Annotated in this window: 20 protein-coding genes; 3 read left to right on the top strand and 17 right to left on the bottom strand. The window is 54.2% G+C overall.

Features of this window, described 5'->3' with window-relative positions; all coding sequences use genetic code 11:
- Positions 1-119: 119 nt before the first annotated feature.
- Genes rplI through rpsF form a run of 4 tightly spaced genes read right to left on the bottom strand, consistent with a single transcriptional unit; the run spans position 120 to position 1,560 of the window.
- Positions 120-569 (bottom strand): 50S ribosomal protein L9, encoded by a 450-nt coding sequence (gene rplI, locus LH22_RS04585; protein WP_038644435.1) that lies wholly within the window; start codon positions 567-569, stop codon positions 120-122.
- A 39-nt stretch (positions 570-608) separates the two neighbouring features.
- The gene (gene rpsR, locus LH22_RS04580) at positions 609-836 is read right to left on the bottom strand and encodes a 30S ribosomal protein S18 (RefSeq protein ID WP_002210155.1); all 228 of its coding nucleotides are present in this window, start codon (positions 834-836) and stop codon (positions 609-611) included.
- A gap of 4 nt (positions 837-840) precedes the next feature.
- Positions 841-1,158 (bottom strand): primosomal replication protein N, encoded by a 318-nt coding sequence (gene priB / locus LH22_RS04575; RefSeq protein ID WP_034829319.1) that lies wholly within the window; start codon positions 1,156-1,158, stop codon positions 841-843.
- Between the two features lie 6 nt (positions 1,159-1,164).
- Entirely contained in the window at positions 1,165-1,560 is a 396-nt protein-coding gene (gene rpsF / locus LH22_RS04570) for a 30S ribosomal protein S6 (protein WP_034829324.1), read from the bottom strand.
- Positions 1,561-1,943: 383 nt separating this feature from the next.
- Between rpsF and LH22_RS04565 the strand changes: the two genes are divergently transcribed.
- Positions 1,944-2,150: a hypothetical protein gene (locus LH22_RS04565; RefSeq protein ID WP_038644432.1), complete on the top strand. Its 207-nt coding sequence runs from the start codon at positions 1,944-1,946 to the stop codon at positions 2,148-2,150.
- A 47-nt stretch (positions 2,151-2,197) separates the two neighbouring features.
- Here the strand turns inward: LH22_RS04565 and yjfP are convergent, their stop codons facing one another.
- Entirely contained in the window at positions 2,198-2,947 is a 750-nt protein-coding gene (gene yjfP, locus LH22_RS04560; RefSeq protein WP_038644429.1) for an esterase, read from the bottom strand.
- Between the two features lie 160 nt (positions 2,948-3,107).
- Here yjfP and LH22_RS04555 point away from each other — a divergent pair, with 160 nt between their 5' ends.
- The gene (locus tag LH22_RS04555; RefSeq protein WP_038644426.1) at positions 3,108-5,039 is read left to right on the top strand and encodes a methyl-accepting chemotaxis protein; all 1,932 of its coding nucleotides are present in this window, start codon (positions 3,108-3,110) and stop codon (positions 5,037-5,039) included.
- Between the two features lie 55 nt (positions 5,040-5,094).
- Positions 5,095-5,421, top strand: coding sequence for a biofilm peroxide resistance protein BsmA (gene bsmA / locus LH22_RS04550; RefSeq protein ID WP_038644423.1), 327 nt, complete (start codon positions 5,095-5,097; stop codon positions 5,419-5,421).
- Here bsmA and LH22_RS04545 read toward each other — a convergent pair.
- From LH22_RS04545 to mutL, 12 genes are all read right to left on the bottom strand, one after another.
- On the bottom strand, positions 5,395-7,023 hold the full coding sequence (locus tag LH22_RS04545; RefSeq protein ID WP_038644420.1) for an isovaleryl-CoA dehydrogenase: 1,629 nt from the start codon (positions 7,021-7,023) through the stop codon (positions 5,395-5,397). The two genes, bsmA and LH22_RS04545, sit on opposite strands and share 27 nt — an antisense overlap.
- An 89-nt stretch (positions 7,024-7,112) precedes the next feature.
- Positions 7,113-7,847, bottom strand: a complete 735-nt coding sequence (gene rlmB, locus LH22_RS04540) for a 23S rRNA (guanosine(2251)-2'-O)-methyltransferase RlmB (protein ID WP_038644417.1) — start codon at positions 7,845-7,847, stop codon at positions 7,113-7,115.
- A gap of 408 nt (positions 7,848-8,255) precedes the next feature.
- On the bottom strand, positions 8,256-10,706 hold the full coding sequence (rnr, locus tag LH22_RS04535) for a ribonuclease R (protein WP_038644414.1): 2,451 nt from the start codon (positions 10,704-10,706) through the stop codon (positions 8,256-8,258).
- A 16-nt stretch (positions 10,707-10,722) separates the two neighbouring features.
- Entirely contained in the window at positions 10,723-11,166 is a 444-nt protein-coding gene (gene nsrR, locus LH22_RS04530) for a nitric oxide-sensing transcriptional repressor NsrR (protein ID WP_034829346.1), read from the bottom strand.
- Between the two features lie 192 nt (positions 11,167-11,358).
- Positions 11,359-12,657 carry an adenylosuccinate synthase gene (locus LH22_RS04525; protein ID WP_034829348.1) on the bottom strand — a complete coding sequence of 433 codons (1,299 nt, stop codon included), beginning with the start codon at positions 12,655-12,657 and terminating at the stop codon, positions 11,359-11,361.
- Positions 12,658-12,833: 176 nt separating this feature from the next.
- Positions 12,834-13,034, bottom strand: a complete 201-nt coding sequence (locus LH22_RS04520; protein WP_038644411.1) for a DUF2065 domain-containing protein — start codon at positions 13,032-13,034, stop codon at positions 12,834-12,836.
- Positions 13,035-13,092: 58 nt separating this feature from the next.
- Complete coding sequence (gene hflC / locus LH22_RS04515; protein ID WP_034829352.1) at positions 13,093-14,097, bottom strand: protease modulator HflC; 1,005 nt, start codon at positions 14,095-14,097, stop codon at positions 13,093-13,095.
- Positions 14,098-14,100: 3 nt separating this feature from the next.
- The gene (gene hflK / locus LH22_RS04510; protein ID WP_034829354.1) at positions 14,101-15,339 is read right to left on the bottom strand and encodes an FtsH protease activity modulator HflK; all 1,239 of its coding nucleotides are present in this window, start codon (positions 15,337-15,339) and stop codon (positions 14,101-14,103) included.
- 228 nt (positions 15,340-15,567) lie between these two features.
- Positions 15,568-16,848, bottom strand: a complete 1,281-nt coding sequence (gene hflX / locus LH22_RS04505) for a ribosome rescue GTPase HflX (protein WP_038644406.1) — start codon at positions 16,846-16,848, stop codon at positions 15,568-15,570.
- 80 nt (positions 16,849-16,928) lie between these two features.
- A complete protein-coding gene (gene hfq, locus LH22_RS04500) occupies positions 16,929-17,246 on the bottom strand; it encodes an RNA chaperone Hfq (protein ID WP_034829366.1) in 318 nt (105 codons plus the stop codon).
- Between the two features lie 110 nt (positions 17,247-17,356).
- Positions 17,357-18,298 (bottom strand): tRNA (adenosine(37)-N6)-dimethylallyltransferase MiaA, encoded by a 942-nt coding sequence (miaA, locus tag LH22_RS04495; protein ID WP_038644402.1) that lies wholly within the window; start codon positions 18,296-18,298, stop codon positions 17,357-17,359.
- Positions 18,291-20,162 carry a DNA mismatch repair endonuclease MutL gene (gene mutL, locus LH22_RS04490; RefSeq protein ID WP_038644400.1) on the bottom strand — a complete coding sequence of 624 codons (1,872 nt, stop codon included), beginning with the start codon at positions 20,160-20,162 and terminating at the stop codon, positions 18,291-18,293. The genes miaA and mutL overlap by 8 nt, the downstream gene beginning before the upstream one ends.
- Between the last annotated feature and the right edge of the window lie 18 nt (positions 20,163-20,180).

Below are 20,180 nucleotides of genomic sequence, written 5' to 3'. Positions count from 1 at the left end.
GTCATACTTCAAGTTGCTGATGCGTTGGCTTCGCTCATTCACCTCAGTCACTTACCTAAGTAAGCTCCTGAGATTCATTCCCTTGCCGCCTTCCCGCACCTTGAATTATTTAGAGTAGATTACTCAGCCACTACATTCACAACCAGTTTAGCGAACACTTCGCTATGAACCTGGAAGTCAACTTCGTGCTCACCGGTAGAACGCAGAACGCCGTTTGGCAGACGCACTTCGCTCTTAGCCACTTCAACGCCAGCTGCAGTCACTGCATCAGCGATGTCGCGAGTACCGATTGAACCGAACAGTTTACCTTCGTCGCCTGATTTAGACGCGATGGTAACGGTGCCCAGTGCGTTGATTTTCTCTGCACGTGCGTTAGCAGCAGCCAGAACGTCAGCCAGTTTGGCTTCCAGTTCAGCGCGACGTGTTTCGAAGAACTCAACGTTTTTCTTGGTAGCAGGAACAGCTTTACCCTGTGGAACCAGGAAGTTACGAGCGTAGCCCGCTTTAACGTTAACCTGATCACCCAGGCTGCCCAGGTTTGCTACTTTATCAAGCAGAATAACTTGCATTACCTTATCCTCTTAAAGTCGTTAATGGACAACTACCAATTACTGATGACGATCAGTGTATGGCAGCAGGGACAGGTAGCGAGCGCGCTTGATGCAACGAGCGAGCTGACGCTGGTATTTTGCACGAGTACCGGTAATACGGCTCGGGACAATTTTACCGCTTTCGGTAATGTAGTTTTTCAGTGTAGCGATATCTTTGTAATCAATCTCTACAACGCCTTCCGCGGTGAAACGGCAGAATTTGCGACGACGGAAATAACGTGCCATTTGGCTAGTCTCCAGAATCTATCAATTCAATCTGCTCGGCATGTAACACCATTCTGCTCTGACCATTGCGTGCCTGATGGCAGCTAATGAAACCTTCGAGAACGAGTTGCGTACCGACCGTTATATGTTGAGTAATCACCTGATGGGTGCTGCCGCTGATAATCACCGGCATCTGACACCAGGCTTGCCGGTGAAAACCGGCTTCCTCCTGCACAGAACGGTGCTCAAGCACGAACTGGCAGTGAGGAATCCCTGACGGACTGACTTTTCGAACTGGCGTCTTGCACACAGTGCCTGACAGGCGCAGTCGATTTGCCGTCATGTCGGATTACTCTTCAGAATCCCCAGCATCTGAGTCATCTGATGATTCGTTAGCGAAGTCTTCGCGACGATCACGACGCTCATCTTTCGCTTTAACCATCGGAGATGCTTCAGTTACCGCGTGCTTAACGCGCATAACCATGCTGCGGATAACGGCGTCGTTGAAGCGGAAGTTAGTTTCCAGCTCGTCAATCACTTCCTGCGGTGCTTCTACGTTCAGCAGAACATAGTGAGCTTTGTGCAGTTTGTTGATTGGGTAAGCCAGCTGACGGCGGCCCCAGTCTTCCAGACGGTGAATCGTGCCCTGTGCACCGGTGATAGCACCAGTGTAACGCTCGATCATACCTGGAACCTGTTCGCTCTGGTCAGGATGGACCATAAATACGATTTCGTAATGACGCATCGATAGCTCCTTACGGATTATTCAGCCTCCTGTCGGGGTCAGCTGCGGCCCATGGAAGCAAGGAACGTTATAGGTTGTGAATCATTTAAATGAAACACACCTCTGAATGCAGCTGAAAAATTGACGCGTAATCATACTGGCGTCCCCCTGGAAACTCAAGCGCACAATTCATCAAATCCCTTGGGTCATGCCAGTTAAGCGCACCTTTTGTGCTAAGGATTAAGATTCAGCAGGTTAGCGAAGGTTTGTTCAAAATCGCTGATGGAGGCGTTCAACAGGGCGATCTGGCATCAATGTGGCGAAGAACTAAACTATTTACAGGCGCAACGGTTTGGCTTATTCGCGGCGTCTGAGAGTGCAATCCCTGGAGTGAGGAGTCGAATATGAAAACCATCATTTTCGCCACTTTACTGGGTCTCTTCCTGTCTCCACCCGCTTTCGCCAGCTCCGCTGACTACGCGCAGCAGATGAGAAGTAACAGCAGCAATGCGGCTTCAGGCTATGTCTATGTCAACCGGCTGGATACGCCTGGCAGCAACCCAGTCAGTGCGAATACCAGTGCAGCAGATCGTCTGTCTTCACAGCTGTAAAATCGGATGACGTAACGGGCTGGCATCTTTGCCAGCCCGAGTTGTTTCTACAGCTGATGCTTGAAAAAACTCACCAGTGCAGTCAGGGCTGAAGGCGTAATTTTGTGGCCGATTTGCTTTTCCGACAGGTAAGTCATTTTTTCATTCAACGCGGCTTCACGCAGCGCTTTCTCCAGCCTGACGGTTTCAGCGAACGGCACCACTTCATCGGCTTCGCCGTGCCATAACAGCAGCGGCCGATTGGCCAGTTTATCCAGTTGCTGGCTGGGATCGTAAGGCGCCAGCGGCGCGAGGCGGGCAGCTAGCGTCTCTTTCTGCTCTGGCGTGCGCGCCACCAGCGGCGGGAACAGCGTTTGACTCAACTGCATAAAGTAACCGGAGCCCATCATACAAGCGACGCTATGTATCTGCGGATAGCGCACCATCGCGCCCAATGCGGTCATGCCGCCCATCGAAGCACCAGCCACCGCAAAGCGCTCATCGGCAATCAAATCTTTCTCACGCAGCGCCGCTTCTAACAGCGGTACTTCGTCGATGTTCTGTTTGAGGATCTCCCAGAAGTGCGTCATACGCGTTTCGGTATCCCCGTTGTAGCGCGCTCCGTGCATATCGGCATCCGGCATCACTACGCGAAACCCAGCCTGCGCTAGCGCCACCGCGAAGTAGCTGTAGACTTCTTTGGATGAGGTAAATCCGTGGTAAAACAGGATGGTGGGTAAACGTGCCTGCCGCTGTCCTGCGGGAGCCGCATGAATACACTCAATACCTGCCAGGTTTTCCGTTGCCAACTCAATCATACCGCCTCCGTTGAGAATGATTATCACCCGTCACAGTGTAAGCGCTGAGCGGCAAAACGCGAGCGACTTCACATTTAATCAGAATAATTTCTGTACTAAACCTTTTGCCGCAATTGCCGTTGATCTTGTACCCCTCCAATAGTCTTGAAATAGGTACTTTATGAAGCGTCTCTCTCTCAGCGCCATGGGTCTCGGCATTAAACTGTCTGTATTGACGTCTTTAAGCGTGGCAATTGTGCTGTTTACCCTGACCTTAACCCTGAGCCATAACGCGGCTCGCCAACTGGAACAGCTGGCGACCGATGATATGCAGAATCAGGTGCTGGGCATTAATGAAATGGCCACCATGTTTAACGCCACGTTGTCTGAAGAAGTGGCGAACTACACCAAACTGTTCCAGAGTTTCCTGCCCAAGCGCTTTAGCCGTGATGAGAATGAGCGTATTCAGGTCGGCGAACTTAGCACGCCAACCCTGCGCGCGGGGCTGAAAACCCTCAATCTGGATCAAATCGCGGTGGATGATTTTCTCGATCGTACCGGTGCAGTGTCGACCATCTTTGTGCGTGATGGTGAAGACTATGTTCGTATTGCCACCTCGCTGAAAAAAGAGGATGGCAATCGCGCCATTGGCACCCGACTTGACCGCAGCAGCGCAGCCTGGCGCAGCGTTAATCAGGGCGAAGTCTATCGCGGGCTGGCCACGCTGTTTGGCCATCGCTATATCACTCAGTATCAGCCGGTACAGGATGAGAGCGGCGCGGTGATCGCCATTCTGTTTGTCGGCGTGCAGATCGATGCGCAATATGCCCTGATGCGCGACAAAGTGCTGGCACGCCATCTCGGCGACAGCGGCACCTTCTTTGTACTCAACGGCGCCCCCGGCAGCACGCAAGGACAGTATCTGTTTGATCGTCAATCCGAAGGCAAGCTGCCGAGCTGGGATCAGTCTGTCCAGCAACAGCTGTTAACCCAATCCAAAGGATTGCTGAGTATTCAACTGGATGGCGAGACTAAGCTGCTGGCGTGGCAGCAGCTGCCGGGCTGGAACTGGATTATCGCTGGCGAAGTCAGCCGCGCCAGCCTGCTGGCACCGATTACCCAGAGCCGTAACCTGTTTATCGCCATTGGGCTTGCCCTGGTCATCGCTTTCGCCGTGGGCTTCATCTGGTATAGCCGACGCGCCATTACGCGCCCGTTGCAGCAGGTGATTCATCTGGCAGAGCAGTATGCGGCCGGTAATTTGCAGGCGCATCTGGATTCCACCCGCCGTGATGAAATTGGTCAACTGGTCGCGGCGATTAACGGCATCGGCGATGGGCTGGAAAAAGTGGTGAGTCAGGTTCGTCATGCGGCACGCGATATCAGTCGTGGCACTGACACTATCGCCGCCAGCAGCTCCAGCATCAGCGAACAGATCAATCGTCAGGCGAGTAGCGTGGAAGAGACCTCTGCCAGCATGGAGCAGTTTGGTGCCACCGTGGCGCAAACCGCGGCCAACGTGCGCCAGGCGATGGCGCTGGTGGGTGAAGCGGCCAGCACCGTCAATCATGGCGGCAGTACGGTAGCGCGCTCGGTCGAAACTATGGCGGAGATCCGCGTGGCTTCACAGAGCATCGCTGATATCACCCATGTGATTGAATCCATTGCATTCCAGACCAATATTCTGGCGCTAAACGCGGCGGTGGAAGCGGCGCGTGCCGGTGAGCATGGCAAAGGCTTTGCCGTGGTCGCAGCGGAAGTCCGTGCGCTGGCGCAACGCAGTGCCAATGCGGCTAAAGAGATCGATAACTTGATCGCCACCTCCATCGATAAAGTCGCGGCCGGCCATGCGCTGTCCGAGCAAACGCGCGATGCAATGCAGCATATTGTTAGCCATATTGACCAGGTGAAAACGCTGATGGGCGAAATCAATATCGCAGCACAGGAACAGGCGGCGGGCATTGGTCAGGTGAATCTGGCGATGAATCATATTGGCCAGGCGACGCACCAAAGCAGCGATATGGTTACCCAATCGGAAACCACAGCGCAGACGTTGAGCCAGCAGGGTCATCATTTAACCCAGCTGGTGAGTGTTTTTCATTTGAAAGACTGATGTGAACGGGGAAGATGGCCTAAACTGGAGCCATCTTCCTTATCAGGAGCGTATTATGCGTCGCTTTTTACTGGTGTTGAGCCTGTTACTAACCGGTTGTGCCGCGTTTAAAACCACACCGGAAGCCCCACCACCGCCAACCAGCCACGCGCAGGAAATCAGCCGCGCGCAAAGCTATGGCTTGCGCAAACTGGGCAATATCACGGTCTCCACCCGTGGCTCACCGGATGATGCCGAGCGCGCATTAGCCGCACGAGCGAATCAGGCGGGCGCGGTTTACTACCAAATCCTGATGCTGGATGAAACCACACTGCCTGGCTTTTGGTACGGCACCGCCATTCTCTATGGCGCGCCGTCAGCCAGTGCTGGCTCGCAGCAGTAAGCGCGTGCTGAGATCGTCACTCAGCGAACGTCGCCCCCGCATATCAAGGTGTTGATCGCACCAGCCATCGGCCAACGGCGGTTCAGCCACTTTCAACAGAATCGCCGCGCTCGCCAGTTGTAACAGTTCCTGCGTCACCTCGCGCGCCATACCTTCTCGCACATGGTTAAGCTGCAGCCTTAACTGGCGCCAGCGACGATCAAAGTGGCGATGGCTGCCTTTTACCGCTTCAAATTCATCGTTAAGCATGGTCATCACATCGGCCTGGCGACCCAGCACGCGGAGCACGTCGAGGCACATCACGTTACCTGAGCCTTCCCAAATGCTGTTGACTGGCATCTCGCGGTACAGACGTGGCAGTTCACTCTCTTCGCAGTAGCCGATACCGCCCAGCACCTCCATCGACTCTGCCACAAACGGTATGCCGGCTTTGCAAATGCCAAACTTGGCGGCGGGCGTGAATAGCCGTGCGTACAAACGTTCGTGCTCGCTGGCAGGCGTGGACCATGCGCGTGCTAATCGCATCAGTAGCGCGGTTTGCCCTTCCAGCTGCAAGGCCTGCTGCGCCAGCACGGTGCGCATTAGCGGTTGATCGCTAAGGTTTTTGCCCATAACCTGACGCTGCTGTGCATGATGCAGGGCAATCGATAAGGCGCGGCGCATCAAGCCATGGCTGGCCAGCGCGCAATCAAAGCGCGTCATGCCGCCCATCTTTAAGATCAGCCGCACGCCATCGCCCTCTTCGCCCATCAGCCAGCCAATCGCATCCTGGAATTCCACCTCGGCGCTGGCGTTGGATCGGTTGCCGAGCTTGTCCTTCAGGCGCTCAATGCGAATCGCGTTGCGCGTGCCATCAGGCAGCAGACGCGGCAGAAAGAAACAGCTCAGCCCTTGCGAAGTCTGCGCCAGAATGAGATGCGCATCGCTTTGCGGCACAGAGAAAAACCATTTGTGACCGGTAATGCGATAAGGTTCACCCGTACCGCGTGACCCAATAGGTTCCGCGCGCGTGCTATTGCTGAGCACATCGGTTCCGCCCTGCTTCTCGGTCATGCCCATGCCAATCAACAGGCCGCGCTTTTTATTGCCCGGCTGATGATGCGCATCGTAGCGATCGCTCAGCAGCGCTTCGCGCCAATCATCGTAGGCTTCCGGCAGATGGTTTTGCAGTAGCGGAATGGCGGCATGCGTCATGGTGACCGGGCAGAGTGAACCCGCTTCGACCTGAGCATGCAGAATAAAGCGCGCGGCACGCGCTACCATCGCATTAGGCTGAACATCGGGCTGCCAGCTTAGGTTGTGCAAGCGGCTGGCGCACAAACCCTGCATGAGCAGATGCCAGGCGGGATGAAAGCGCACTTCGTCCAGCCGCTCACCGCGTGCGTCATAGCGCTGTAGCTCAGGCGGTTGGGTATTCGCCAGCCGACCTAATTCCAGCGATTCAGCGCTGCCGAGTTGCAGTCCAACAGAGGCCAGCCATTCGCGATCCCAGCCTGCACCTTCGCGCACGACGGCCTCGCACAAGGCGATATCGCGGGTGAATAAATTGCTATGACTAAGAGGATGGGGCTGATTGAAAACGCTGTGGGTTGTCCAGGTCATAATGTGGCATCTCCCTCATAAAACGCATGGTTCAAGTATGAGGGGGATGTGCAGTTATGCCTGGCTCAGAAACACTTTTGCGGCGGGGATCACGCCAAACGCTGACGCACCGCTTCGAACAGGCAGACACCGGTTGCGACAGAGACGTTCAGAGAAGAGACGCTGCCCGCCATTGGGATGCTGATCAGCTCATCGCAGTGTTCACGGGTCAGACGACGCATACCTTCACCTTCCGCGCCCATCACAAGCGCCATCGGGCCGGTCATTTTGCTCTGGTACACGGTGTGATCGGCTTCACCTGCGGTGCCCACTACCCAGATGTTGTACTCCTGCAGTAAACGCAGAGTACGCGCCAGGTTGGTGACGCGGATCAATGGCACGTTCTCAGCTGCGCCGCTGGCGACTTTTTTCGCCGTGGCATTCAGCGGTGCGGCACGATCTTTCGGCACGATGACGGCATGTACGCCCGCAGCGTCGGCGCTACGCAGGCAAGCACCGAGGTTATGCGGATCGGTGACGCCGTCCAGTACCAGCAGGAACGGTTTATCCAGACTTTGCAGCAGATCAGGCAAATCACCTTCCTGATAATTTTTACCCTGCTTTACGCGTGCCACGATACCTTGGTGCACTCCGCCTTCCACCTGGCTGTCGAGCCATTGGCGATTAGCCACCTGAACCACAATTCCCTGAGCTTCCAGTGCGGCAATCAGCGGCTGCAGGCGACGATCGTCACGGCCTTTGAGAATAAAGACTTCCTGGAAACGCTGAGGATCACGTTCCAGCAGCGCCTGCACGGCATGAATACCAAAAATTATTTCACTCATTTGTTTGCTCAAGGTTGGATGTATATATCTGAATATAAGGGTATTAATTTCGATGCACATTAATGCGCACCCTACAAAACGCGCCGATTTAACGTACGCTCGTCGTCACAACACGCTGAACTAACTTAGGGCCGCCATCACTACGCACTTATCTATGATCTGCCCTACGGGCGCCATCACAGCACGCTGGCCTGGCTTAGGGTCGCTATCACTACGCACTTATCCATGATCTGCCCTACGGGCGCTATCACAGCACGCTGGCCTAACTTAGGGTCGCTATCACTACGCACTTATCCATGATCTGCCCTACGGGCGCCATCACAGCATGCTGGCCTAGCTTAGGGGCGCCGTTCAAGGCTGCCCCAGCTTCACAGTGCGATCAGGTCTTCAGGCTTCGCGAGCCAACCCTCAAGCTTCGTTAGGTTTCTTCTTCGACCCGCGCTTGGCCTTGGTGGCGGCGGCGATTTTACGGGTTTTCTCAGAGATTTTTTTGCCTTTTTTCTCATTTTTTGCCGATTTTTCAGCAGACGCAGGCTGCTTCTTCTCGCTGCGGAACGCTGAATCTGGCTCGAAGGTGCCCTTTTTACCCGCATCACGACGACGTCTTGCGGGCGGCTTGCCGCCGCGCTTCTCACGTTCGCGCTCGGTTTTACCCTCGCCGCGCGGTACGCGCTTGCTGGAGATCAGCGCAAAGTCGATTTTGCGCTCATCCATGTGCACCGCTTCCACACGCACTTCCACCGTATCGCCTAAACGATAAGTACGGCCACCAGATTCGCCAATCAGACGCTGACCAATCGGATCGAAACGATAGTAATCGTTGTCCAGTGAAGAGACGTGCACCAGGCCATCGATAAACAGATCGTTGAGACGCACGAAGAAGCCAAAACCGGTCACGCTGGAGATCACGCCGCTAAACACGTTGCCAACCTGATCCTGCATGAAGTCACATTTCAGCCAGTCCGCGACATCACGCGTGGCTTCATCAGCACGGCGTTCAGTCATCGAGCAGTGCTGACCGAGCTGCAACATCTGCTGCATATCGTAGTGATAACCGCCGTTTGGCGTGGTGTTACCTTTCAGCGTGCCCTGCTCTTTCGCCAGCAGGTATTTGATCGCACGGTGCAGCAGCAAATCAGGGTAGCGACGAATCGGTGAGGTGAAGTGCGCATAGGACTGCAACGCCAGGCCAAAGTGACCACGGTTTTCAGGATCGTACACCGCTTGCTTCATTGAGCGCAGCAACATGGTTTGCAGCATTTCTGCATCGGGACGATCAGCCACTTGCTTGAGCAATTCGGCATAGTCGACAGGCTGCGGTTTCGCACCACCTGGCAGGCTCAAGCCCAGCTCGTTCAATACGGTGCGGAAGCTTTTGATGCTGTCTTCGGTTGGACGATCGTGATCGCGGAACAGTGACGGTTCCTGATGCTTCTCAACATAACGCGCCGAGGCGATGTTGGCGAGAATCATGCACTCTTCGATCAGCTTGTGCGCATCGTTACGCACGGTACGTTCAACGCGATCAATACGACGCTCCGCATTGAAGATAAATTTGGCTTCTTCAGTTTCGAAGGAGATGCCACCACGCTGTTCACGTGCGGTTTCCAACTCCTGATACATGTGATGCAGCTCTTCAAGGTGTTTCACCTGAGCGGCATACTGCTCACGCAGTTCGGTATCACCCTGCAGAATGTTCCACACTTTGGTGTAAGTCAGACGCGCATGGGAGTTCATCACCGCTTCGTAGTGCTTATAGCCAGTGAGCTTACCGCTGGAAGAGATGGTCATCTCGCATACCATGCACAGGCGATCAACCTGCGGGTTCAGCGAGCACAGTCCGTTGGAGAGGATCTCCGGCAGCATCGGCACCACTTGCGATGGGAAGTAGACCGAGGTGCCGCGTTGATGCGCTTCGTCATCTAACGCTGTGCCTGGGCGCACGTAATAACTGACGTCAGCAATCGCCACCCATAGACGCCAGCCACCACCGCGCTTTTTCTCACAGTAGACGGCATCGTCAAAGTCACGCGCATCTTCACCATCAATGGTAACGAGCGGTAATTCACGCAGATCGACGCGGCCTTTTTTTGCCGCCTCTGGCACCTGCTCTTTCAGTTTCGAGATCTCTTTCTCAACTTCTTCCGGCCAGGTATGTGGGATCTCGTGGGTGCGCAGCGCCATATCGACCGCCAGACCGGTGCCCATGTTATCGCCGAGAATCTCGGTGACCTTTCCGGTGGCTTTGGTGCGACGGGTTGAGCGCTGGACGATCTCTACAACCACCACCGAGCCCATGCGCGCGCTCTGGGTTTCTTCCTGCGGGATCAGGATGTCAAAGCTCAGGCGGCTGTCATCCGGCACCACAAAACCGGTGCCGGCATCGGTAAAGTAACGGCCAACAATCTGGCTGTTGCGTGGTTCCAGCACGCGCACCACGCGCGCTTCACGGCGACCTTTACGGTCTGCACTGCCCGGCTGAGCCAGAATCACATCACCATGCAGGCAAAATTTCATCTGCTCGGCAGACAGATAGAAATCATCTTTCTGGCCTTCCACGCGCAGGAAGCCATAGCCATCACGATGGCCAATCACTTTGCCGCGCAGTAAGTCGAGGCGTTCTGGCAGGGCGTAACATTGACGACGGGTAAATACCAGCTGACCGTCACGCTCCATGGCGCGCAGACGACGGCGCAGCGCTTCAAGCTGCTCTTCGCTGGTGATATTCAATTCCTGGGCAATTTCATCACGATTGATGGGTTTCTCACGCTTTTCTAACAGCGCCAGAATAAATTCGCGGCTTGGAATGGGGTTGTCGTACTTTTCTGCTTCTCTATCCTGATAAGGATCTTTTGACATTACGGTTCCTCCGATGTCATTTAATTTGGATTGCCACCGGCGGTTCGGACAATAAAATTTGGTACAGTGAATCGTTATCTTTGACCAGATCGGCCAACGTATAGTTATCCAGCTCTTTGAGGAATAACTGGACCGCATCGTGCAGCGCCTTGCGCAGACGACAGGCCGGTGTGATGGCGCACTCCTCACAGTTCACCAACTGCAAAGGCTCCATTTTTCTCACGACCTGACCAATCACGATTTTTTCCGGGTCCATGCCTAAACGAATTCCGCCGTTTTTACCGCGTGTTGCGGCGACAAAGCCGGCCCGGCTTAGTTGGTTGATGATTTTAACCATATGGTTACGCGACACCCCGTAGGTATCGGTGACTTCGGTAATGTTGGTCTGCTTACCTTCCGGCAACGTCGCCATGTAAATCAGCGCACGCAGACCATAATCGGTGAAACTCGTTAGCTGCACATATACCTCGGTGAACCATCGGGCGTTAGGGTTATGCGCCGGTCGGCGTGGTATTTAAATATGATGATAAACCAGAGCGTGGAAGCCGGTGCGTTTTTTCTTAAGCAAGTATCGATAATTGCAAGAAAAAAGAGAGTGAGCGGAGTCAAAGAGCGGATAAACAAAGGCCGGACAGTGTCCGGCCATGTAAGATTATGCGTCGAACGGGTCGCGCAGAATCATGGTCTCACTACGGTCCGGGCCAGTTGAAATAATATCAATCGGCACACCGGTCACTTCTTCTACACGCTTGATGTAGTCACGCGCGGCCTGCGGCAGACCTTCCAGCGTTTTCACACCAAAGGTGGTTTCGCTCCAGCCTGGCATGGTTTCGTAGATTGGCTCAATACCTTCCCAACCTTCCGCTGCCAGTGGCGTGGTGGTCATCTCGCGGCCATCCGGCATGCGATAAGCCACACAGATTTTCACTTCTTTCAGGCCATCCAGCACGTCCAGTTTGGTCATGCAGAAACCTGACAGGGAGTTGATCTGTACTGCGCGACGCACGGCAACCGCATCCAGCCAGCCGGTACGACGACGGCGACCAGTCGTCGCGCCAAACTCGTGGCCCTGAGCACACAGGAACTCGCCAGTTTCATCAAACAGTTCGGTAGGGAATGGACCCGCACCAACACGCGTTGAGTAAGCTTTAACGATACCCAGCACGTAATCAACATAACGTGGACCAATACCGGAGCCTGTCGCCACGCCACCTGCGGTGGTGTTAGACGAGGTCACGTACGGATAAGTACCGTGGTCGATATCCAGCAGCGTACCCTGTGCGCCTTCGAACATGATCAGATCGCCACGCTTGCGCGCACCATCCAACAGGTCAGAAACGTCAACCACCATGCTGGTCAGAATGTCAGCCACAGCCAACGTATCGCTCAGCACTTTTTCGTAGTCAACCGCATCAGTTTTGTAGTAGTTAACCAGCTGGAAGTTGTAGAAATCGACGATTTCTTTCAGCTTAACGGCGAAGGTTTCTTTGTTGAAGAGATCGCTCACGCGCAGACCGCGACGTGCAACTTTATCTTCGTAAGCTGGACCGATACCACGACCGGTGGTACCAATCGCTTTGGCGCCACGCGCTTTTTCGCGCGCCACGTCCATCGCGACGTGATATTGCAGAATCAGTGGACATGCTTCAGAGATCAGCAGACGTTCACGTACCGGCACACCGCGCTCTTCCAGACCTTTCATCTCTTTCATCAGCGCTTCAGGGGACAATACAACACCATTACCAATGATGCTGGTCACGTTATCACGCAGGATGCCAGATGGAATTAAGTGGAGGACGGTTTTTTCACCGTTGATGACAAGTGTATGGCCTGCATTGTGGCCACCCTGGTAACGCACAACGAAATTCGCGCGTTCAGTCAGAAGGTCTACGATCTTACCTTTACCTTCGTCACCCCATTGGGTGCCCAGTACGACGACGTTCTTACCCATTTTATCAAAATCACCGATTGCTTAAAAATGGATTCTACCATCGGTTTTGCTCACTTTCAGCACTTTTAGCATACGATTGCGCGGTTTTTTGCCCGCGTTTTGATCAATACAACATGTTGGGGGAAACATCGACTGCAAGACACAATTTAGCCGTGCGTTACCGCTCAAATTTAACGCTATGCGCTCGCGTGCACGCTCAGCATGTAATAAATCACCACGCCCGCTACCACTAATCCACCACCAAAACGATGCAGGATGCGATCGGGCAACTGCGCCATCGACAGAATCATGCGGCGCCAGACACGCGGCAGAAACATCGGACCCAGCCCTTCCAGCACCAGAACTAATGCCAGCGCCATCCAGATGGTTGTGTTCATTCTATTTTTCCCAAAAAAAAGGCCGACAACATTGTCGGCCTCAAGGTTATATCAGTTCTTAACGCGCGGTGTTAGTCGGTGCCTTCATAAAGCGGAAGAAATCGCTATCCGGGCTCAACACCATCACATCCTGGTTATCAGAGAAGCTGTTCTCGTAAGCACGCAGGCTGCGGATAAAGGCATAGAAATCAGGATCCTGACCGAAAGCATCTGCAAACAGTTTTGCTGCCTGCGCATCACCTTCACCACGTGAAATCAATGCCTGACGCTGAGCTTCAGCCAATGTACGTGTGACCTGGTAATCCGCCTGAGCACGCAGTTTTTCTGCCTCTTCCTGACCTTGTGAACGCTGGCTACGGGCAACCGCTTCACGCTCTGCGCGCATACGGTTGTAGATAGCATCAGACACTTCCGCCGGCAGGTTGATCTGCTTGATGCGCACGTCAACTACCTGGATACCCAATGCAGCCATACTGTTCGGGTTCGGTGCTGGCTCGCTGCTGTTGGTTTCACGCTCAACGCGGGCTGCCGCGCTGGCAATCGCATCATCAGCAGCTGGCGTTTGTACTTCGTCATCACTGCCTGCAGTACCGGTGTTCAACGCATCACGCACGTCGGTGGTCAAACGACCACGTGAATCCGTCACGATGTCTTTCACATCCAGGCGACCCATCTCAGATCGCAGACGGTCACTGAACTTACGTTTCAGCAGCACTTCCGCCTGAGAAACATCACCACCGCCGGTTGCCAGGTAGTAGCGGCTAAAATCACTGATACGCCACTTGATGTAGGAATCAACGATCAGGTCTTTCTTCTCTTTGGTAACAAAGCGATCGGCCTGGTTGTCCATGGTCTGGATACGCGCATCCAGCGACTTCACGGTTTCAATAAACGGGATCTTGAAGTGCAGACCCGGCTCGTAAACCTGCGGCTTGTTCTCGCTATCGCGCAGAACTTTACCGAAGCGCAGCACGATACCGCGCTCACCTTCCTGCACCACGAACAGTGATGCGTACAGCGCCACCAGGACGACAATAATTACGGCAATAATTGGCTTACGCATCGATCACTCCCTCCCTGCGCGCTGGGTATCGTTGCGTAACGCATTGGCGCGACGCTGGTCCATGATGCTGCTCGGACTGTAAGACGAAGAGTCATCATTGCTGGCACTGCTGCCAGACGAAGGCAGCTTCATCAAATTAGTGTTTTTCTGGCCTGCCTGGCTGCCAGAAATCTGACCACCACGCATCAGTTGATCCAGCGGCAGCACCATCAGGCTGTTACCACGGTCGTTAACCAGAACTTTGCGCGTATGGCTCAGCACACGTTCCATGCTTTCGATATACAGACGCTCTTTGGTGATTTGCGGTGCGGCTTTGTATTCCGGCAGCAGTAAAGCAAAGCGTGCCACTTCACCCTGCGCTTCTAACACCGTGCGCTCTTTGTATGCGCGGGCCTCTTCCAGAATACGCTGCGCCTGACCGTTCGCACGCGGCTGCACTTCATTCGAATAAGCTTCTGCTTCACGCACGTACTGCTCACGGTTTTCACGCGCGGCGATGGCATCGTCAAACGAGGCCTTCACTTCTTCCGGTGGACGTGCCGCCTGGAAGTTAACGTCAAGCAGCGTAATCCCCATGTTGTAAGGGCGGATGGTTTCATCCAACTCACGTTGCGTCTCGCTACGCACCACGGTACGACCTTCAGTGAGGATACGGTCCATGGTAGAACGACCAATCACCCCGCGCAGTGCACTGTCGGTGGCCTGACGCAAACTGTCGTCAGCGCTTGTAACCGCGTACAAATACTGCTCAGGATTGGTTACGCGGTACTGCACGTTCATTTCCACGCGCACCACGTTTTCGTCCGAAGTTAGCATTACGCCAGAAGCAGCCAGCTCACGCACCGCTTCAACGTTAACGGCACGCACCTGATCGATAAAGGTTGGCTTCCAGTTCAGGCCCGGCTCAACCAGATGGCTGAACTTACCAAAACGAGTCACAACCCCACGTTCTGCTTCTTTAATGGTGTAGAAACCGCTGGCAGCCCAGATGACCACTGCAGCTACGGCAACGATGCCAACCAGTTTGCCACCGCTACCGCCGCCGCGCTGGCCGTTGTTGTCACTCTGTTTGCCACCGCCCAGTCCGCCGAGTTTTTTACTCAGCTTACGGAAGATATCATCCAGATCAGGAGGCCCCTGATCGCGCCCTCCCTTATTTCCCCCAGAGTTGCCGCCTTGATTATTGCTGCTTCCCCACGGGTCGCGGTCCTGTCCGTTATTTCCGGGCTGATTCCACGCCATGTCTCTACTCCATTTATTGTATTTACGTTTTTTACCCTTCTCTTGCGAATTGCAGCTGCGTTGGCTGTCTTCGCGCACTCCGGTCACTGACTGACGTAAGTGCCCGAAGATTCACTCAGTTGCCGCCATGCTGAAATCCGAAATAGTCGGGTATAACCTGCTAATTTGCGGTTCACAGCAATCATCACTGCATTTTTCAATAAGTTGGGTAAAGGCGTTAGGGCAATATCAAACAATATAACTGGCTAATGACGGCTCCTGTTTGCACAAACGACGCCAGTCAACGATCGGCATTCGCACATGCATACCGACAGAACCATCATCTTCATTCCATTCTTTCTCAATCGCCTGCAGTTGGTAGAAGCGGCTGCGCAAACGGCCCGCTTCTGGCGGCAGACGTAAATCATACTGCGCAATTTCACCGGCTAAGCGTTCAGACAGCGCCTGCCAAAGTAAGGGTAGACCTTCACCGCTCTGAGCAGAAAGCCAGACGCGTGTCGGCTTATTCTCTTCATCACGATCAATACGCGGCACAAAACCGTCCAGCATGTCGATTTTATTCATAATCAACAGCGCGGGAATTTCATCCGATTCGATTTCTGCCAATACTTCATTAACAGCGTCGATGTTGTCGTTGACGCGCAAATCGGCAGCGTCAATCACGTGCAGCAAGAGCGTCGCCTGACGTGTTTCCTGCAGTGTGGCTTTAAAGGCCGCCACTAAATCATGCGGTAAGTGGCGAATAAACCCAACGGTATCCGCTAAAACCACCTCACCCACGTCTGCCACATTCAGGCGACGCAGTGTCGGATCGAGGGTCGCAAACAGCTGATCTGCCGCATACACATTGGCTGACGTCACCGCATTGAACAGGGTAGATTTGCCGGCGTTGGTGTATCCCACCAGCGAAACGGTCGGCACATCGGCTTTGGCGCGTGCTTGTCGGCCCTGTTCGCGCTGCTTCTCTACACGCTCAAGGCGAGAAAGGATGAGACTAATGCGATTACGCAGTAAGCGGCGGTCCGTTTCCAGCTGCGTTTCACCGGGACCACGCAAACCAATACCGCCTTTTTGGCGCTCAAGGTGCGTCCATCCACGCACCAAACGGGTTGCCATGTGGCGCAACTGTGCCAGCTCGACCTGTAATTTACCCTCATGGGTACGGGCGCGCTGAGCAAAAATATCGAGAATTAAGCCAGTGCGGTCGACAACGCGACATTCACACACTCGCTCGAGATTACGTTCCTGGGCAGGCGATAAGGCATGATCGAATAATACGACCGATGCTCCACTCGCTTTCACCGCATCGGCAATTTCAACTGCCTTTCCTTCACCGACAAAATATTTGGGATGTGGCGCTTTACGGCTGCCCGTAATGACTTGCAGCGCTTCGACGCCCGCAGAAGAGACAAGAGTTTCGAACTCCTGCAAATCTTCCAGCTCTTTGTCTTGGGAGAACCAGATGTGTACCAGTACGGCCTGCTCACCGGCATCATAACGGTCAAACAAGCTATAACCTCGCTAAAATAAAATAACCAGGACGGGAAAACGCTTTCGCTCCCCAGCCCTGGCTTTACGGCAGCGCAAAATTATTCTGCGTTATCGCCGTCTTGTTGTGGCTGCGACTGAGCGCCCTGGTTGCTTCCGCTATGGTGGTAATTGCTGCTGCCACCGCTACCGCCCGGGTTGTTGCTATGGTGCGAAACCGGACGAGAAGGAACCACTGTAGAGATGGCGTGCTTGTACACCATCTGGCTAACCGTGTTTTTCAACAGAATGACGAACTGATCAAAGGATTCAATTTGTCCTTGCAGCTTAATACCATTCACCAAATAGATCGAAACCGGTACACGTTCACGACGCAATGCGTTCAAAAACGGGTCTTGTAATGATTGCCCCTTAGCCATTCTATCTTTTCCTTATATGCTTGTTGTTTGTTACTTTAAGAACCGTGGTTCAGAAAAACTGCGTAAAAATTTGCGCACGATAACGGACCAATTGTACACAATCATCCCTGCTACGCACTAACTACCTGAAGCACCGCATTACGGGCTAATTCTGGCTCGTCACTGTCTAACCAGTGGACGTTGGACCAGCCACGTAACCAGGTCATCTGGCGTTTAGCGAGCTGCCGGGTGGCGCAAATTCCCCGATAAACCATTTCGTCGTAATCGATTTCACCAGAGAGATAAGACCACATCTGGCGATAACCTACACAACGAATGGAAGGCATATCCGTATGCAAATCACCTCGTGCAAACAGTTCACGAGCCTCCGCTTCAAATCCTGACGCTAGCATCTGGTCGTAACGCAACGCAATGCGTTGATGTATCAGTTCACGATTCGCCGGAGCGATAGCAAACTGGTACACGTCGTAGGGTAACGCTTCGCCGGATGTTTTTGTCAGTTCCGTTAAAGTTTTACCCGAAATAAAAAAAACTTCCAGTGCTCGCGAAAGTCTCTGCGGATCATTCGGATGAATACGACTACCGGCGACCGGATCGATTTCACACAGCTGGCGGTGCAGGGCATCCCACCCTTTCTCCGCCGCCATTTGCTCTATCCGCTGACGCACCTCGGGATCGGCCGAGGGCAGCGGCGACAATCCTTCAAGTAACGCCTTGAAGTAGAGCATGGTTCCACCAACAAGCAACGGAATCTTACCCTTTTGAGTAATCTCCGCCATTTCTGCCAGCGCATCGCGACGAAACTCAGCAGCGGAATACGCTTCCGCTGGATCGCGAATGTCCAGCAAACGATGGGGCGCCTGTGCTAACTCCTCTGCCGACGGTTTCGCCGTGCCAATATCCATCCCGCGATAGATTAAGGCAGAGTCAACGCTGATAAGTTCCACCGGAAGTTGCTGACGCAGCGAAATCGCTAATGCCGTCTTACCGGAGGCGGTAGGCCCCATCAAAAAAATTGCCTTAGGCCGGCTAGCCTGGTTTAGTTCACTCATGCTTCAACGCGTTCATCGCGCTCTCAATCTCAATGGTCTGTAACAGACCTGAAGGCGGCGATTTAAGCAAGTGCGGGCAAAGTCGTTCGAGCTCTGCCAACAGTGCAATCGCCTGCGAGTGATTCCAGTGAGCGTTTTCTGCATCATCACGACGTGCCAGCCATTGGGCCAGCGCCGATGCAGAAACCTCTTGCTGCCGGGCGAGATAGCCTAACAGTTCTGGAATCAAGATTTGTAAATTTTGTGTGCGTAACGGTAAAGGGACAGCGCGCAAGGTGACGTGCTGACCTTCTCGTTGTAAATCAATGCCCATCAGCCGTAACAGTCCGCCCTGAGTATCGATCACATTCAACTCTTCTTTGGCAATTTTCAGCCGCACCGGAATAAGTAAAGGTTGGGGTTTTAAGCCCTCTTCTCCCGGTTGTAACTGGGCCTGTTTCAGCCAGCGTGAGGCCACACTGAGTGACAACAACTGTAACTGTGGGCCACGTTCTAACAGCGCATATTGCTCATGCATCACACTCAGCACGCGACCAAAACTTTGTGCATGTGCGGCCAACGGCGCTTCCCGTGCTTCAGGTTGACGCACAGGTGCCGGTTGCGGCGCGGCGGCGCGAGGCGTGTCGGCCGCAGGCGTTTTCATGAGCTGCTGATAAGCAGCACCTTCACGTGCGCGATAGACCGGCTCTTTATTCTGCCAACCCGCGTGTGTTCCCGCCGCAGCCGCACCGCTGCTGATGGAGCTGGTGCTACTGCGTGGTGTGCTCGCCGGTTGCGCAAAATGATTCGTCCCCGCAGCCTGTCGGTTCTCTGGTTGCCACTTCGGCGCGGGCTCTTCCGCATGCGCGATTGGCAACTCTGCGACACGGCTCGACTGCAAAGCGCTCATCACGCCTTGCCAGATGAAATCATGCACCAGTCGTGACTGATGAAAACGCACTTCGTGCTTGGCGGGATGAACGTTGACATCCACCTGATGGGGATCGATCTCCAGATAGAGCACATAAGCGGGCTGTTGATCTTCCCCCAACTGCGTCTGATACGCCTGCCGAATCGCATGGTTGATCAGCTTGTCACGCATCATGCGTCCATTGACGTAGCAATATTGCAGGTCTGTGACCTGACGTGACCCGGCGGGATCGGCCACCCATCCACGTAACGCCAGATCGTCATGTTGCCAGTCAATGCGCAGAGCATGCTGCATAAAGGGGGTGCCACAGATGGCGCCAAGACGGCGTTCACGCTGCGCTTCCTGATCCACCGCGCGATACTGGCGAATCATCTTACCGTTGTGGGTCAGCGAAATTGCCACGTCAAAGCGCGCCAGCGCGATACGGCGAATCACTTCATCAATATGGGTAAATTCGGTCTTCTCAGTGCGCATGAACTTGCGCCGCGCCGGGGTGTTGTAAAATAGATCGAGCACTTCCAGCGACGTCCCGACAGGATGTGCTGCGGGTTTCACCGTGACATCCATATCACGTCCTTCCGCATAGGCTTGCCAGGCTTCGTGTTGATCCGCGGTGCGAGAAGTTAGCGTGAGGCGTGAAACCGAACTGATACTGGCGAGGGCTTCGCCGCGAAAACCGAGGCTCATAATCGCCTCAAGATCATCCAGCGAAGCAATTTTACTGGTGGCATGGCGAGCCAATGCCATGGCCAGTTCGGCTTTGGCGATGCCACAACCGTTGTCGCGGATGCGAATCAATTTCGCGCCGCCTTTTTCGATATCAACGTCGATGCGCGTTGCTCCGGCATCAAGACTGTTTTCCACCAGCTCTTTTACGACCGATGCCGGGCGCTCAACCACTTCGCCGGCGGCAATCTGGTTCGCCAGCTGCGGGGGTAAAATCTGTATTGGCATGGTGGTGATCCTTTAAGC

The organism is Pantoea rwandensis (genome assembly GCF_000759475.1).
GTDB lineage: Bacteria > Pseudomonadota > Gammaproteobacteria > Enterobacterales > Enterobacteriaceae > Pantoea > Pantoea rwandensis_B.
This window is presented reverse-complemented; position numbering and strand designations above follow the sequence as displayed.